The following is a 16539-nucleotide window of genomic DNA, read 5'->3' on the forward strand; positions in this document are numbered from 1 at the left end:
CAGAAGCTCTCCTGCTATTTTATACATATTGGGAATCATTAGGAGCAATCCTTGGCTTGCGGTATAGGTAGAGGATAGAGCTCCTGCTGTCAGTGCTCCGTGAACAGCACCGGCTGCACCGGCTTCAGATTGAAGCTCTGTTACCAATACTTCCTGACCGAATATATTCTTCTTTCCATTAGCCGCCCATTCATCTACATGTTCTGCCATGTCTGAAGATGGTGTAATGGGATATATTGCAGCTACATCTGTAAAAGCATAGGATGCATATGCTGCAGCGGTGTTACCATCCATTGTTTTCATTTTTCTTGCCATCTTTTATCCTCCAATTCTTTTGCTAAGTTAAAATAGGTAGGGGTAACCCTACCTATTTTATGATAATCAGTGTACAAGTATCCTTCAGAGCCATCTTTAGTTATCCCTTAGTTCTAATTATAGTTTTATTTTTCTTAGTGCCTGGTCTAGGTCGTTGATGATATCTGCAGCATCTTCCAAACCAATAGATAATCTAACAAGGCCATCTGTTATTCCCGCATTCAACCTTTCTTCCCTTGATAGTTGCTTATGCGTCATAGATGCAGGATGTTCTATTAATGTTTCAGCATCTCCCAAGCTAACAGCTAATGTACATACCATTACGTTATTCATCAGTTGACTTCCTGCTTCAACGCCACCCTTAACCTCAAAGCTTACGATGGAACCAAAATCATTCATTTGCTTTTTAGCCAATTCATGCTGTGGATGACTTTCTAAGCCTGGATAATGAACTGCTTCTATCATAGGATGTTTTTCCAAGAATTTTGCAACTTCAAATGCGGTGGCTGTTATTCTTCTCATTCTGACACCAAGAGTTTTCATGCCTCTGATTATTAACCAAGCATCAAACGGACTCATAGCTGCACCGGTAGTGTCCATTATCCCGTCAAATCTAACTTTATCCAATATAGCTTTTTTACCAATGATGATTCCGGCAATAACATCTCCATGACCGTTTATGAATTTTGTTGCGCTATGGATTACAATATCAGCACCTAATTTCAATGGTTTTTGTGAATATGGAGAAGCAAAGGTACTATCTACAAGCAATAGAGCGCCATATTCATGGGCAATTTTAGCTGCTTTCTCTATGTCAACCAATGAGAGTACCGGATTAGAAGGAGTCTCTATATATACAATCCTCGTTTCCTTTCTCATTGCTTTTCTTATGTTTTCAGTATTTGTTGCATCAACAAAAGTCGTTTCTATGCCAAATCTCTTACAATGATTTCTAAAGAAAGAAAAGGTTGAACCATAAATAGAATTTGCTGAAACAATATGATCTCCTTGACTACATAAAGTCAATATTGTAGTAGTTACTGCTCCTACACCTGATGAAAATGCCAGCGCTGCCTCTCCACCTTCAAGAATGGCCAATTTATTTTCAAGCTGTTCTTGTGTAGGACTGCCAATTCTTGTATATAGATAAGTACCAGGCTCACCTTTATTGGCAAATTTTTCAGCGGCCTCTTCTGCATTATTAAATACATAGGTAGATGTTTGATAGATGGGCGTTATTAGAGATCCTGTAACAGGATCAATAACATTACCTGCATGTACTATTTGAGTATCAAATCCCAATTTCTTGATGTTTTCCATTTGTGATTCCTCCCATATCTTATAAAATATTGTTATTAATTTGTAATTATTTCCTTGCTGCTTTCTTTCATTTTTCCAATGATTCCACCTGCTATAAATCCCATTATTGCCGGTAGTATCCAAGCAAACCCATATTGACTCAATGGAATGGCTCCGATTATTGTTGATAGAAATGGTATATTTACTACAGAATTAAATGCTTCGATTAAACTAACTATAAGTGTCAACAGTACACCGCCCTTATAGGAAGTTATATTAGGTATATATTTATGGAATAAGCCAACAAAGGCTAATACAATACATGTTGGATACAATCCCAAAAACAATGGTGTTGAAATAAATACTATTCTGTCCACGCCCAATAAGGCTATGGCAGCTCCTATAATGCAAAACAATAAGGCTGATTTTTTATAACTCAATTTCCCTTTTGTAAATGTATCAAAAAACTGTGCGATAGCTGTTATTTCTCCAATAGCAGTTGTTAAACAAGCAAGCGTAACTGCAATACCTAATGCAAATAGACCTGCATTTCCTAATAAACTGTTGACTATTGAAAGCAATAATTCAGACCTGTCAATATCTTTAGGATATATGCCACTAACTGTAGCGCCTTGATACAATAACCCGGAATAGATTATAAATAGTAGTATAAATGCTATACTTCCTGCAAAGGCTATCATCCTATTTCTTTCTTTATCTGAGCTATATCCTTTTCTGACAATATCTCCTATAAACACGCCTCCAACCATGAAGCTTACAAGCAAGTCGCCGGTTTGATATCCGCCTAAGAATGCATTTGCAAATGCACCATTTATTTCAGTATCAATTGGTTTTGCTATTGGAGCAATGACACCTTTAACAATAATAAATACAAGTATAATAACCAGTGCCGGTGTCAAAATGGATCCAACCTTATTTATTACATTGTTTTTATCATTTACAAAGTAGTATGTTAAAGCAAAATAGAGAATGATAAAGACCGGTGAAGGTATAGACTTAACTATTGCCTGTATGCCTAATTCATATGCAACTGCACCTGTTCTAGGTACTGCTATGAATCCTGCAAACAACATAATTATCAATAGCATTATTTCAGAAAACTTTGGATGCAACTTATTAGTCATCTCTTCTACAGATCCCCCTGCATAGGATATCGCATATACTGCTGATATTGGTAATACAACTCCTGAAGCAACAAAACCTATAATACCTTTGAGCCAATCTGTACCCGATTGCAACCCCAACAATGGCGGGAAGATCAAATTGCCTGCTCCGAAGAAGGTAGCAAAGAGGGCCAATCCAATGACCACACCGTCTTTAAAATTTTTCTTCATCCCAAATCACCTCTTAAAATATTTAATTTGATAAAAAAGATATTAAAAATTGCACCTCCTTTTTCTAATTGCTCTTTAAATTTCACACTTTCATAAATAGCAATTATCGCGCCAAAATTTAAAAAGCCAGTTAATTACCCGTTTAAGATAAATTAACTGGCTTTTTATGAGGTTTTAGTAAAATTACATTTTACTATTTAGTAAAATATTTTTTACTTTATTCTAATTTATACTTTTTAAGCTTAAAATTTAATAGTTGTTTGGATATGCCGAGATTCTTGGCTGCCTGTGCCTTTTTATTGCCGGTGCGGGCCAGCTCTTTTATAATAAGCTGCTTTTCGTATTCTTCAACCATATCATTAAGATTATTCTTAGTTTTTTCAGGGATTCTTATGTCTGAACCCATATAATTTCGTATTCTCTTTGGAATATCATTTAATGTTATTTCCGAAGATGTTACATTGTTGTAAGCATACTCAATCACATTTTTCAGTTCTCTTATGTTGCCGGGCCAATCATATTCAATGAATCTATCCAATACTTCCTGTTGTATGTCAGTAATGGTAAAATTCATTTTCCTATTGTAAAAATCTATAAAGTTTTTAACCAATAGATAGATATCTTCTTTTCTTTCCTTTAGAGGCGGTAAATCAATTTGTACCACACCAAGCCTATAAAACAAGTCCTCTCTAAGTCTGCCTTCCTGTACAAGTTTCTCCGGATCTTCATTGGTTGCAGCTATAACCCTGATGTCAATGGGAATATATTTGTTTCCGCCGATTTTCCTTATCATCTTCTCTTCTATTGCTTTTAACAACTTGCTCTGCAAGCTTATGTCCAAGGAATTAATCTCATCCAAAAACAAAGTTCCGCCGTTTGCCTCTTCAAACAATCCCACAGTATTATCTGACCCGGTAAAACTACCTTTAACGGTTCCAAACATCAAGCTCTCAAATATGGTCGCAGGTATGGCTCCGCAATTTATGGAAACATATTGCTTGTTATATCTGTCACTCAGGTTATGAATTGATTGGGCTACCATCTCTTTTCCGGTACCCGTTGCCCCATATATCAAAACGTAGGAATCCGTCTTTGAAATTCTTTTAATTTGCTCTTTAATCTTTATCATTTCTTGATTATTTGAAATAATATTCTCTATCGTATAGATTGTATTGTTCTTTCTAAAAATTCTATGGGGAGAATAATTCTGTATCAAGTTAATATCTTCTTTTCTAAAATAAAAACGGTTAAATTCAACAGCTCCCAAAACTTCTCCATTGCCATAGATAGGAAATACCGAGTTTAATGTATAAACAATCCTTCCGCCTTTAGTCTTATGTACCTGCTTATTGTTAAGTATTTCCTTTCCAGTCCTCAGCACCGTCATCAATGTGCTATTCTCATCGGTCAAATCGGCCCAAACAGAGGTTATTTTGCTGCCAACCATTTCTTCCGGATTAATTGATAACAGTTTAATCTGATTTAAATCTGCAAAATCATAAAATATGACAATACCTTGCTTATCAACAATAACTATATTGTCGTAATCTGCCAAGGTCTTAAATCTTTCAAAACCTATTCCGTTAAGCTCTTTTTTGTCATAATCAGTATCAATAATTCCCATATACATCTTCCTTATCTACTTGGTTTAATTATTAAGCTGGGTAATACGATTCCAATATGAAGAAATATTATATCAATAAGAGTATATAATATTTTACGAATAATTCCGCATAAGCTTCTTTATGAATTCTTATTTATATTTCTGTATATTTTTTATCATACCTTCCACTTGTTGTAAAACGTCAACAATCGCCAAATTCTTTTAATATTCTACAAATACACAATATTCTACCAAACGTGTTCTATATACCTTTATTTTACACAATATAGTTTTGGTGAAGTATCCACATCCCATGGTATATATGTAAAAATGCATAAAAAAACATGGTCCATAGGATTTTCCTCATCCATAATAAACCATGCCTGCTGTAACAACCTTATTGACTTTTATTCCATCGCCATCATTTATAACTGCCACCCGTCCAAATAATATGTTTCCTATCAATATTATGTCTATTTTAAAATCCTTTCCATGAAATACTTCTCGTTTATTAATGGATAATCTTTTTTAAACATGAACTATTTTATATCCACTCTTTATCATTTCTGTTTGGAGTTTCCTCCCACATGCAGTGCCAGATTATTTATCTAAGTCAATGAGTCTTATTCCGATAATTTCAGCTTTTACCACTTTTCTCGTAAAATTTCTTCACGCTTTTTCTGGAATTCCTCTTCAGTAATCAAACCCTCATCCTTAAGCCTAGCTAATTTCCTAAGCCTTATTTCGAAATCATCATTTACAGATGGTGACTGAATATTATTCTCTTCATTGAATCCATTATCTATATCTATCTCCCATGAGGCAACCCCTTTATCTGCAAAAAAGTTGTAGGCTTGATATACTGTTATAATAATTGCAATAATAGTCCAGAACACACCGAAGGCACCAAAATTGGAAATAGCTTCAAACAATCCAATAAACACAAAAATAATACCTGCTATCATGCCAAATAATGATGATGGCTTACTTGGTTTAACTCTTACTCTTTTGGGCATATATCCAACTCCTCAAAATTAAAATTCTAAGCTTACATCTATTGACAAACACTTCACTGTCATCATCAATTTTATAAAATCTTATGTCTCTACTGCTTTCTCTTGTTCCTTTTACTTTTTAGCAATACAATCTTATTTTATAGTAAATGAAATTTACCATATTTGGCAATACCTTTTATTTATTCATAATCCCCTATTATCTGGATTTTGTGCAAACACAAGAAGCAAATCGAATAAAATCACTTTAGTAAAAACTCCCTGATAATTATCATTTATCTATAATCCCCATAATAAAATCCGTATAAACTATGATGCTGTCAAATAGCGGTTTTCTCGCAAATGGCCTTGCTGTTTCTCTATTGTATCTTGGATAATATCCGTATTTTAACTTGTATCTTGCAATTAAATATACTTCCAACAATTCAGGGTCAAAGTTAATATTGGAACATATAAAAATTTTTAGATTTCTGCTTTTAATTATCTCATTATTCCATATCTCTGGAGTGTTGTTATAAACTTGTCCATAAGGATAATTTTCAGATAATTCAGGGACCAAGTGGTCAAACAATCTAGTAAACACATCATAATCTTTTTTATCGCACTTCCCAATATATAAAACATTACCTTCATAATCTGCAATAACATATACACCGTTATCATTGGTTATTTCGTCATAATTCTTATAATCTGAAAAACCTAACTGTTGTTCATAAATATATTTATATATAGCCCCTATCCACCTTCTTTTATTACCTTTCTCTAGTTCTCTACTAATATCACTCACATAATTCTTTATGTCTTTAAACTCTTTAATTTCCGAAATATATCCATATTCAAGATTCTTATTCCTATAAAAAATCTCTTCTAAAATATTCTTAATATATTCTATCTGCATAAAATCCCTCCTTATGAAACTTTTTTTACTAATAACTATATTATATATTAAATTCCTTTACTATTAGGTCTTTATAATTTAAAAAAGTTTTTTAGCCATTCTCACATTGATTCAATTAAGACTTATCCATCAATTACTTAAAATAAAGTTATTAATAGAACTGGGACAAAAATAATATTTTAGAGGTAAGGATGAAACAAGAAAAAAGCCCATATATACAAGATATTGAAGAGTAAAAAATGAATAAAAAAACAGGAGATTTATTAGAATTAAACCTCCTGTTTTGAAAAGCTTATATTTACTTATTGAAGAACTTTATTTTATGGTGACAACAAGTTATGTAATCCAAACAAACTCCTTTCCTTTTTCAAATAAACTCCTTTCACCAACACCCCTCAAACCCTTGAAAATACTGGCTTGTTATTCTCTTCCAATTTCCCATTTAATTCCTTTTTCCTTATTCCTTACTTCCTAAAGTCCTTTCATTCCTCAATTTTTAGGGCAAAAAATGAAAATAAAGTGCTTTTAGGATTGAGGGTTAAGGGGGAAGGGTTAAGGAGAGATTTTACCCATTTTTCATTCCATTTTCTTTTCCATTCAATCTTCTAATCCATTGATTTTTCTGGCTTTTAGCCTTATTCCTTGTTCCTTATCCCTTAAAACTTCTAAACAAAAAAAATGGCTTACAGGGCTTTTCTTCTCCCTAATAAACCATGTTTCCTGCAAGAACTTTATTTTCTTCCTATCGATAATTTGCAAAATGATAGGAGTTTATTTAGGTTATACATAGATACAGGGATAAGGGATAAGGGCTTAAGGAGCAATAGTCAATTTTGTAACTACATACATTAATAAGATAATTACTTTTTAATAAGTAGGCTTACCAATTAGACTTTTTGCACTATCACATAAATTATCATAATGCAATAAAAGAATTTTTTGCTTATCTGAATATCTTCGTCTTTCCTTATATGTTCTTTCATTGAACTCATCTCTTCTTCCAGCAATAACCACATAGTGTATTCTTGTTTTATCAAGGCTAATAAATTCATTAGGTAACTGTTCATTTGGATGCTTATATTTTTGAAAAGTTTCCCTGAGTGATATATAATTTGCCTCAAGCCATTCGTCCCAATCATTTATCTGTTTAATACCCTTTCTAAAGACATCGCCTATGCTTCCATCCTTTAAAGTAATCTTTCCATATGGGTTTTCTAATTCAACAAAAACAAACTCATATCCACCTGAATTTTTGCCTATAAGTAAATAATCTACTTTATATGAATTACCTAACATAAACTCTGGTATAATAAATGCATCATGATGTCCAAAATTATAATTTGATTTTAAAATTGAAGCAATTATAAAATAGGCTTTATTATCTTTAATAAATTTTGCAATATCTCTTTCGATAATATTATCATTATCCAAAAAATCACAGAAATTAGAAATAAGGGCTTTAAGCATATCCTCATCTTTTAAATCTTCTATATCCAAATAATTATTAGGAAATAAACTCAAATAATGTCTGACTGCTTTTGGATATTTTCTAAACATTGACTTTCTAAAATTCAACTTCCCACTAGATTTTACTACTTCTTTTTGCCTCAATACTTCCCATTCGTTTACTTCATCTTCGGTTAATTTAGTATAATCTCTATTGTAAATTCTCATAGTTATTCTCCTAATATAATTTTATATTATTTAATCATATGAAGTACTAATCTATTGTTATTTAAGTTTTTAACTTACTTAATTTCTAGATTAACATTATTTCTATCAACTTGAGTCTCTAAAACGTTATACATAAAAACAAGTGAAAACTTTACCCCATCTTTTTCAGTTAAAATATCTTTAAGAAAGATTTTTTTATTCATACTATATTCTGTAGGGAAATTAATACTTATGTACGTCATTCTTTTATATTTTTGTTCCCAAAACCTATATTTAAATTCTTCTCTAAATTCATATTTCGTTAGAAATCGGTCTATAAACTGTGGTTTATTAGAATACAAAGTAATTAGCGATTTCTTAACCCAAATATCATCCCATTTATCAAAGTATGGAAAATGCAATAATACGTTTCTAATAAATTTAAACAAGTCTTTACCTACATCACTAAAATTTGGTCTTTTTTGATTTTTGATAACCCATTGTATAGGTGGATATTTCAAAAGTTCAAAATACGTTGCAAAGATTTCTTTTATTTTAAAAAGTCGGTATTCATCTTCTTTAAACCAAAACTCATCATTCATCATTTCTTCAAATAAGTCATAAAACCTATTATATCCTATAGTTAAAAATTCTTTTTCATCTTCATTTGGATGTATTTTTACTTCCATTCATCTCCCTCCATATATAAAATGGATATTATAATTTTCTATCTTTCATCATCTGTTTAAACATCTTGCTATTTATAAACTCCTCTTTATTTTCTATTATATTTTTAGCAATTTTTTCTTTCTGATGTAAATTTAACTTCAACTGTGATTCATTCATTTCTTTTATCCATTCAAAGAACTCTTGTCCAACTATACTTTTGATATACTGATTTTTCGCTCTAATTATTCCTCTGCAATTAAATATTTCTGTATTTTCCCAATATTCTTCTCGGTGCATTCTGTAAATTGTAATTAGAATTATTCCCATAAGGTTTGATATACTCATATATGTTTTTCTTTTAGAATTATAAAATGTATAGCCCCCTTCACTTCTGCTAAAAGCAACATGGGGATTCTGTTCTTTGAACTCCTTATATGCCTCTTTAATATCACCAAAGAAAAATATATGATTTTTAATATTACCTATATCATTTCTTTTTTTCATAAGATAATCTCTCATAATCTTTTCACTATCTATAAGAACTTGCAAATCATCAATTTGAATATCTCCGGCCTTTACAAAATCAATTATATCTAAATATAAATTTCTCCAATTCACTGACGTAATAAAATAATGAAGCCATTCATCATATTCAAATTCTTCTTTATTTTCTTTTAAGTATGGATAAAAAACTTTACTTGCAAAAAGTGTTTCTGCACTATTAAATCTCTCTTCACACTCTTTACATAATAAATAGTGTTTCTCTCCATCTTGCACAACCTTATTAGGATTATCAGTTCTTCTAATATTTCCAACAGATGTTTTCTTTAAATATCTGATTACAAATTTAGGAATAATATGGCTTAACTGGAGTTCTCTTTCTCTATAACATAATGCACATTTACCTATCATCTCTCTCATTCCCTTAAAACTTTTTACATTAAAATAAAAGTTTTATTTAATTCATAACTATTTTATAGTAATACCTTTAGCGAGAACCCCAAGCAAAGTTCAGTCTTATTATACCAAGGTTTATAGAGAGTCCTACATATCTATGGAATTTAATAATATTAAATATACTATTTAATTTCATAAGACATCCCTCCTTTAAGCCTATACTAGAATTAACATGGTTCTCGCAAGGTCTATTAGAATCCTCGCTCAAGGTATTAGTTCTGTGTATTTACAAGTAGATTGTAACATATCTATGTAAAAATATTCGTCACTTATTCCTAATTTCCTTTATTTGCTATCAAATAAATCTATTATTTAATCCTATAAAAATAGTCACATTAAGGAATTTTATCCTTACAATGACTCTTTTCCTACCATTTAAAATTACAATCATATCCCTTCTTATTTAATACCTGTTCAATTTCTTTATAAATTTCTTTCATATACTTCGGTTTAATCCCTGCTGTTTCTGCTAAATTCCATAACGTAATCTCTTTTCCCTGCATTTCTAGTTCTTCTACAGCCCATTTAATTTTTCTTATATGGAATTCTTCTATACTTTCAACTACAGAATCTATATATTCCCTTGTCAACGAAAGTTTCTCTTTCTTCTTAGAAAGCCATCCACTAATCCCTAATTTGCTCGCTATAGTTGTCCAAGTTATCCTTTCAGGCTTGCCTTCTTTCATTTCTTTTATCACTTCCTTAACTTTTGGAAGCAATTCAGCATCTCTTTTAGCCCAATCAACAGTGTTTACTGATGTTTTTATCCTACGGTAGTTCCCTTCCAGCCATTTACCATCATATTTTTTTAGCCAGGCATACAATCCATCATTATTTCTTCTTATCTTATTACTACTTTTATCGGGATATTGGACGTGAAGTTGAAGCCATTTTCTCCTGAATTCTTCTCGTTTTATATTAAATTCTTCAGTATCAGTATATTTTTGGTGGAGATATTTTCCTCCACCATTATACTTCCAGAATGGCTCAATCCCTAACCTATCAATCGCTTTTCTTATTGTTTTCGTAGATGCTTTTAAAATATCTGCTATATCTCTTATAGATAATCCTGACTGGGCAAGTTCTATCAGTCTCTGGTCCCACAGTTCCTGATACGCATCAATATTATTCTCATCTTCATCATTAAAACCAAGTTTTGTATTAAACAAATCAGTAACTGAAATGCCAAGAAACCTCGCTAATAATAGATATCTTACTGTATAAGTTATTCTATTATTTTTTCGTACCATATCTGATAGCCAACCTCCACTATTATTTAATACAGGAGATTGAACAAGTTGTAAATATTCATGACCGTAAAAGTCCACAAAGTCTTGTTTTAACTTCTTTTGATGAATATAGTTGTTCATTCTTGCATAGCCTTTTTCAACCAACTTAACCCGAAACTGACTTCTAAACCATTCGGGCTCCTTAAATCCAAACTGATTGTTTAAAAGTATTTCTGCATCCTCTGCCATCCAAAGCATCTTCTTCATTAAATCATTTGAATAACTTATTTCTTTTTCTACTATACAGTTCCCATGAGATGCGCCAATATACCTTTGTCTGTTTCCTGCTCTAATAAGTTCTGTACTATTATAAAGGGGCATTTTATGTTTTGGACATACAAATACCCCTGTAATTTGATGGCTTCTGTGCCAGTATGGTTCCCCAAATGTTTCTATATCTTCTTTGAAACACTCAGGGCAAAATCTAAAATACTTATTTAAGGTAATGGAATTTGATATTAAACCTATTCTTATGTAGGAAACAGCACCCTCACCATTTCTCATTGTCTCTATTATTTTATCAGCCCGCTTTTGGGGAATAAATGCTGCAAGAAACGGAAATAAGGTATGCTTATAGATAAAGTATTCTGCTGTATACTTTGTATTTACAGGCATATTTCTGATTAACGCATCCAGTTGCGTAGGCAGTTCCATTGCTGCTATACAGTTCCTTGTTCCAAATAAATCCTCAAAATTATGTATCTCTCTTATATTCCCGCTTCTCATGCAGTAGCGTGCCAATGTACTGTATAAAAGTTCGTCTGGATATGGTGTAGGAAAAAAGTTCACCATACCACCTCCCTGGAAAAAATATCATCTTTAAAACTTATAATATATCCCGCTTCTTTTAAGGACTCATAGGCACTTTTATTATCCTTTTTCCCCTGTTCAACAATAGTCCGGATATCAAGCGGATTTGCCGTACTCTGTTTTTCCTTTCTTCCTTTTACCTTCCTTATTCCCTTTTTCTCTGGCTCTTCCTTCATGCCTTCATCTTTAAGCAGCGCCATCGCATCTTCCACCATGCTCTCTGCACTTACATCCTGATTTTGAGAAAGCATGGTATCAATTATTTTCTGTGCCTTCTTAGCATCCATTCCTAAATCAACAAGTTTTAATACGGCTTCCTTTTTCTCCTCCATGAGGTTTTCCTGCTTCATTTTGTTCTGTCTTTTCTTTATTTCCTTTGCCCGCAAATCCAGGTTAATAGATTCTTTGGTTCGGGTTAAAAAGTCATTGAAGTCAATACCTGTCATGCAGATATCCTCATATTTAGCAATTTCTCTGATGTTGCCAGTCTTTAAAGCAGTCAGCATTGGCTGTACTAATTTTAAGTTTTCCTTGGCCACCTTTCTAATAATATATGGAGTTATCTCTTCCTTTCCTGATGAAATGGCGTAGGCTTGAGTAATGGCATAGACTTTTTTTAATAAATCAGGTATCCCCTGTGTTTCTTCATATAAAATACTGCTTATTTCAGGAGTAAAGGGAGTTTCTTTCCTCGTCCACTGGTAGTGCCATATTGAACTTACTAATAAATCCCACACCTCATCTTTTTGAATCCTGTCGCATACCATATCGCCGCCAAGACCTGACCCTCTTCGTGCCTGTCTGAAATCCCCCTGAAGTACCTTAACTGCCTTTGGGGTTCCCACTAAAATAACTGGCACCCCTACATTATTTACAAGGTTCACAAAGAAATTCAGCATTTTTTCGCTTCCTCCCGATTTAGCCATGCTTAAATGCTGGATTTCATCTATCACTAATAAGCCTAAAGAGCAATTTCTTACTACCTGATTCATTACTGTCATCATTGCATCTGCTGTTGCCCTTGTTTTCATCATCTTTTGATAATAGTTGGTTCCCAACAGCCTGTCTATTTCTGAAAAAAATTCATACAGCAATCCCTTGATAGACCCGTCATGAGGACACTCTAATTTTACCCATACTACCTGATACGCTGAAAAAGGGATGCCTCTATACTCCGAATGAACAATAACTTGTGGATACATATTTAGTATACGCTTTAATGAAGATGTCTTCCCTAATCCTGATATGCCTATAAGAGTAAATCCAAAGGATGATGGATAAAATCCGTCATCATCCTTTGGATTTACAGGATTCGTTCCATAGTAGTCTCTGCAAAAGCCCTGAGCCAGTTTACTTTCAAACGGATTTCGGAAAACATACCCCTGACGCAGGGTACGTGATATCTTTCTTTCCAGTTCTATATTCATTGGTAAGGGCTGAAAGACTTGAAAGAGCCTGTCTACCATATAAATTCTGTAGTGGCTGTCCAACTTCCTTTCATTTTGGTGGTATTGAGGATAAAAAGCCAGTTTTTCTACCACTTTATGAGGAGAAAGAAGATTTGGAAGTGCTTCTATGAAAGGATTATCCTGATAATCTGGTATCACCTGTTCCTTATATTGTGCCTCTTCTGCCATGCTGCCATTAGGAATTATTATCTTCTTCACCCTTCAGCACCTCCTTCTGCCTTTTAAAAAGCAACTGCAGGGTATTAATCCCTTCTTCAAAGTCTTCTTCATTAAATACACTGCTGTCATAATCTCCTTCGTTATTTCCTAGTTTAAATGCTTCTTCCGCCCTTCTTGCTGTTTTTTCAATCTTCCTGTTTCCCCTTATGTTTTTTACCCTCTGCCTGTCGCTCTCTGCAGTACTTGTCTCTCTTTTATAATCTTCGTCAGCCTGTTTTACGATATCTTCTATTTCTGCAATCAGTTTTGTTTTTGCTTGTGCCACCGAATCCTTATTCTTCTCTTTCTGCATTCTTTCTACCGCTAACAAATACTCTATTTCCTCAATTGCTTTATCTTTATATCTGGTACTGCTCTCTGTTAAAAAACATTTCTCATATTCATTTGGATTATCTCCACAGACATAAATACAGTTCATATTGCGTGTGTCATAACTTATCTTTACTCTCCATCTTCCATTTGTCCGTGCATTTGCAAATACATCATTTTTTAGCATGTTCGAAGATGCATAATACATATCTTTATATTTTATTCCTTTTTCAGTAACTACCGCTGTATCAGAAGGCATAAGGGCCAATTTAACAATGTCCTCCGATATACTCCGCAGGGTTCCTCCCCTGTTTGCAATTCCCCAGTTCCAAAGTTCAATGGGAATGCAGGGGACATCATCCTCCACCATCATTTCGTCCCGCTTATAGTAATCTAAGTGATAATAGTTATTGTGGTATAAAATGCACTTTATCATAATCTGTGTAAACTGGTATAAATCAAGTTTTGCTTTCAATCGGTAGTCCTTGTCCCCTCTTTCCCTGCCGTCTAAATCTACAGCACCAGGTAAAAATGGTTTTACTCTCTCATTGGTAAGGCCAAAGAACCGTTCTACCGCTGATTTCAAGTCTGCACGGTATGGAGGTGTATTCTGCACTTTTATATTCAGCATGTTTATAAGGTTTTCAATGTTTCCTCCTTCCAGTTCTCCTCTATCAGCAATAATAGCCTCTGGTAAGTAGTGGACTGGCCAATCCTTCTCCTCTATTTCAATACCGTACTGTCTGCAATATTCTACTTTATTCATAGTTGCATTTAAAAGCGCCATCATGGCACCAGTATAGGAACCGCTCTCCAGTCCTATATAGATTCCGCATATCATACGGCTAAACTTGTCAATTACTGCATAAATGGCAGGTCTGCCTATGACCCAGTTTCTATTAAACCTTGATACTAAGTAGACATCACCTACCTGGCAGTCTATTTCAAAAGTTCCAGGCTGTATTACTCCGCTTAAAGCACTGCCCGTTATGGCTCTGTACTGCTTTAGAAATTTCTTGTTGCTATAGCGGCTGGTTATCTCTTTTTTAATACTGCGCTCCTTCTCAAACCAATATCTGAACTGACCAAAACTCGGAATCTCTGATTGAGGTTTTATGACAGGTATCTTTACACCGTTTTCTTCTTTAAAGCCATCTGAAAAATATTCTTTTCTCATCAGTTCATATGTCAGCGTAAGAGAGTTTTTTGCTGCAGTGTAATAATATTTATTAACAGCAATGCGGAAAATTCTTTTAATGTCCTCGGTTACATTTACCCCTTCTCCATTTATGTCCTGATACTTCCTTGGCCTGCCCCTTTTTGCATTTCCAGCCTTCCTCTCTTTACCTTTTCCCCCGCAGTTCCTATAGTCTGGTATTAAGGCATTAGGTGTTTTCCCTCTTTTCCAGTACCGCTTAAGATACTCAAACACCCACAATTCACTAATGTTATATGCTTTAGAAGCCTCACGAACTGCCTTCCTTCTGAAATGAGACTCAAAAATTTCTGGTTCGCAAGCCACCATATCCTTAATCACTTTCCAAGCATTGTCCCTCATCTTTTTATGTTTTTCTGGAATATCTTCTTCTTTTAATATAACTGCAAGCGTGTCATCTTTTTTAATGACTGCCCTTCCATCTATCAGTGCACTATCTATGTCTGCAGTACTGCGCAGATATGGGGCGCTGTTTTTATTAACATCAATAACATACACTAATTCTTCATCCATCCAAAGTACTCTTTCTATGCTGGTACTTTCACTTTCATCCTTCCATTCGATTAGCGAATTAACTGTATACTTTAGCAACCTCATGCCCTCCTTTACCGCTTATTTCAGGCAGGCGAAGTGAAGAATCACTCTCATTGAGATTGATAGGCTTATCCATATCGAGGGCTATCCTTTTTCCCGCAATTAAATGCTTAAACAGCAGTAACCCTGCCCCCGCATCCAAAGAATAGTCCTTTTCAAATTCTGATATAATTTTCCTGATATTCTGCTGATTATCTATAAGCCTATATAAAAGTGCGTCTAGTAATTCATCAAAATCATCTTTAGAAAGCCCGTTGCAGTCATCGGAAGTCATCGCCGAATGAATCCACTCTATATTTTTTGCCCTAACATCGTTGATGTCCTTATTTGTCACAATACCCCAGTTAATTCCTTTAGCAGTCCAGTATCTTCTTTCAATCTCCAGTTTTTCAATTGTAGTCTTTTTTGATAATTCCGATGCATATTTTATGCTTCTTGCAGCGAAATTCTTTTGTCCATCAGGATTTAACAGCGTAATTAAAAATGTTGTAGTTAATATGTAGGGTTCTTTTGTTTTCTTATCTATAAACTTATCCAGTTTTAAATCTGCCGTATCTTCCAGTACTGTTTCCAGGTCTAAAAGCGGATAATGTTCCCTAATATCTACTACCTTCTCTTCCCAGTCTAATAGATAAAAGTATTTCAATTGAGAGTCAGAGAAGAAGTGGTGTATTCGCTGTGTAGTCCACCCAAATATCCTTGTTGCTCTTCCCATCGAAGGATAATCTTGTATAGTAAGCCATGGCTTATATTCCTTCCCTTCTCCCTGCCCCCTTCCTTCTTTTATCCATCTGCTTAATTTATTTGTATCCCAACTCGTATTTCTTTTAGCCATGCAAACACCTCCGTAAGTTAGAGTTTAGAAATAAAA

Annotated in this window: 13 protein-coding genes; all 13 read right to left on the minus strand. The window is 33.7% G+C overall.

What is annotated here, in order from left to right:
• Positions 1–315: hypothetical protein (locus BUB48_RS13700; protein WP_139249998.1), on the minus strand; the 315-nt coding region annotated here is incomplete at its 3' end.
• Between the two features lie 117 nt (positions 316–432).
• Positions 433–1635, minus strand: a complete 1203-nt coding sequence (locus tag BUB48_RS13705; RefSeq protein WP_073026795.1) for a trans-sulfuration enzyme family protein — start codon at positions 1633–1635, stop codon at positions 433–435.
• Between the two features lie 35 nt (positions 1636–1670).
• The gene (brnQ, locus tag BUB48_RS13710) at positions 1671–2969 is read right to left on the minus strand and encodes a branched-chain amino acid transport system II carrier protein (protein WP_073026796.1); all 1299 of its coding nucleotides are present in this window, start codon (positions 2967–2969) and stop codon (positions 1671–1673) included.
• 217 nt (positions 2970–3186) lie between these two features.
• The gene (locus BUB48_RS13715; RefSeq protein WP_175548429.1) at positions 3187–4593 is read right to left on the minus strand and encodes a sigma-54 interaction domain-containing protein; all 1407 of its coding nucleotides are present in this window, start codon (positions 4591–4593) and stop codon (positions 3187–3189) included.
• Positions 4594–5216: 623 nt separating this feature from the next.
• Positions 5217–5588, minus strand: a complete 372-nt coding sequence (locus tag BUB48_RS13720) for an SHOCT domain-containing protein (RefSeq protein ID WP_073026797.1) — start codon at positions 5586–5588, stop codon at positions 5217–5219.
• A gap of 268 nt (positions 5589–5856) precedes the next feature.
• Positions 5857–6483: a hypothetical protein gene (locus BUB48_RS13725; protein ID WP_073026798.1), complete on the minus strand. Its 627-nt coding sequence runs from the start codon at positions 6481–6483 to the stop codon at positions 5857–5859.
• A gap of 867 nt (positions 6484–7350) precedes the next feature.
• Entirely contained in the window at positions 7351–8157 is an 807-nt protein-coding gene (locus BUB48_RS13730; protein WP_069195164.1) for a Shedu anti-phage system protein SduA domain-containing protein, read from the minus strand.
• Between the two features lie 74 nt (positions 8158–8231).
• Positions 8232–8825 (minus strand): hypothetical protein, encoded by a 594-nt coding sequence (locus tag BUB48_RS13735; protein WP_073026799.1) that lies wholly within the window; start codon positions 8823–8825, stop codon positions 8232–8234.
• 28 nt (positions 8826–8853) lie between these two features.
• The gene (locus tag BUB48_RS13740; protein WP_175548430.1) at positions 8854–9717 is read right to left on the minus strand and encodes a hypothetical protein; all 864 of its coding nucleotides are present in this window, start codon (positions 9715–9717) and stop codon (positions 8854–8856) included.
• A gap of 413 nt (positions 9718–10130) precedes the next feature.
• Positions 10131–11843 carry a TnsD family Tn7-like transposition protein gene (locus tag BUB48_RS13745; RefSeq protein WP_073026801.1) on the minus strand — a complete coding sequence of 571 codons (1713 nt, stop codon included), beginning with the start codon at positions 11841–11843 and terminating at the stop codon, positions 10131–10133.
• Positions 11837–13528 carry an ATP-binding protein gene (locus BUB48_RS13750; protein WP_242944226.1) on the minus strand — a complete coding sequence of 564 codons (1692 nt, stop codon included), beginning with the start codon at positions 13526–13528 and terminating at the stop codon, positions 11837–11839. Before BUB48_RS13750 ends, BUB48_RS13745 begins: the two co-directional genes overlap by 7 nt.
• Positions 13506–15665 (minus strand): Mu transposase C-terminal domain-containing protein, encoded by a 2160-nt coding sequence (locus tag BUB48_RS13755; RefSeq protein WP_084524653.1) that lies wholly within the window; start codon positions 15663–15665, stop codon positions 13506–13508. Before BUB48_RS13755 ends, BUB48_RS13750 begins: the two co-directional genes overlap by 23 nt.
• Entirely contained in the window at positions 15646–16503 is an 858-nt protein-coding gene (locus BUB48_RS13760) for a heteromeric transposase endonuclease subunit TnsA (RefSeq protein ID WP_073026803.1), read from the minus strand. Before BUB48_RS13760 ends, BUB48_RS13755 begins: the two co-directional genes overlap by 20 nt.
• Between the last annotated feature and the right edge of the window lie 36 nt (positions 16504–16539).

This window comes from Lutispora thermophila DSM 19022, assembly GCF_900142105.1.
GTDB lineage: Bacteria > Bacillota > Clostridia > Lutisporales > Lutisporaceae > Lutispora > Lutispora thermophila.

What these genes read in the sequence shown, in the direction of transcription:
- BUB48_RS13705 (WP_073026795.1), bottom strand. Translation starts at nt 1,635, where the DNA reads ATGGAAAACATCAAGAAATTGGGATTTGATACTCAAATAGTACATGCA.
- brnQ (WP_073026796.1), bottom strand. Translation starts at nt 2,969, where the DNA reads ATGAAGAAAAATTTTAAAGACGGTGTGGTCATTGGATTGGCCCTCTTT.
- BUB48_RS13715 (WP_175548429.1), bottom strand. Translation starts at nt 4,593, where the DNA reads ATGGGAATTATTGATACTGATTATGACAAAAAAGAGCTTAACGGAATA.
- BUB48_RS13720 (WP_073026797.1), bottom strand. Translation starts at nt 5,588, where the DNA reads ATGCCCAAAAGAGTAAGAGTTAAACCAAGTAAGCCATCATCATTATTT.
- BUB48_RS13725 (WP_073026798.1), bottom strand. Translation starts at nt 6,483, where the DNA reads ATGCAGATAGAATATATTAAGAATATTTTAGAAGAGATTTTTTATAGG.
- BUB48_RS13730 (WP_069195164.1), bottom strand. Translation starts at nt 8,157, where the DNA reads ATGAGAATTTACAATAGAGATTATACTAAATTAACCGAAGATGAAGTA.
- BUB48_RS13735 (WP_073026799.1), bottom strand. Translation starts at nt 8,825, where the DNA reads ATGGAAGTAAAAATACATCCAAATGAAGATGAAAAAGAATTTTTAACT.
- BUB48_RS13740 (WP_175548430.1), bottom strand. Translation starts at nt 9,717, where the DNA reads ATGATAGGTAAATGTGCATTATGTTATAGAGAAAGAGAACTCCAGTTA.
- BUB48_RS13745 (WP_073026801.1), bottom strand. Translation starts at nt 11,843, where the DNA reads ATGGTGAACTTTTTTCCTACACCATATCCAGACGAACTTTTATACAGT.
- BUB48_RS13760 (WP_073026803.1), bottom strand. Translation starts at nt 16,503, where the DNA reads ATGGCTAAAAGAAATACGAGTTGGGATACAAATAAATTAAGCAGATGG.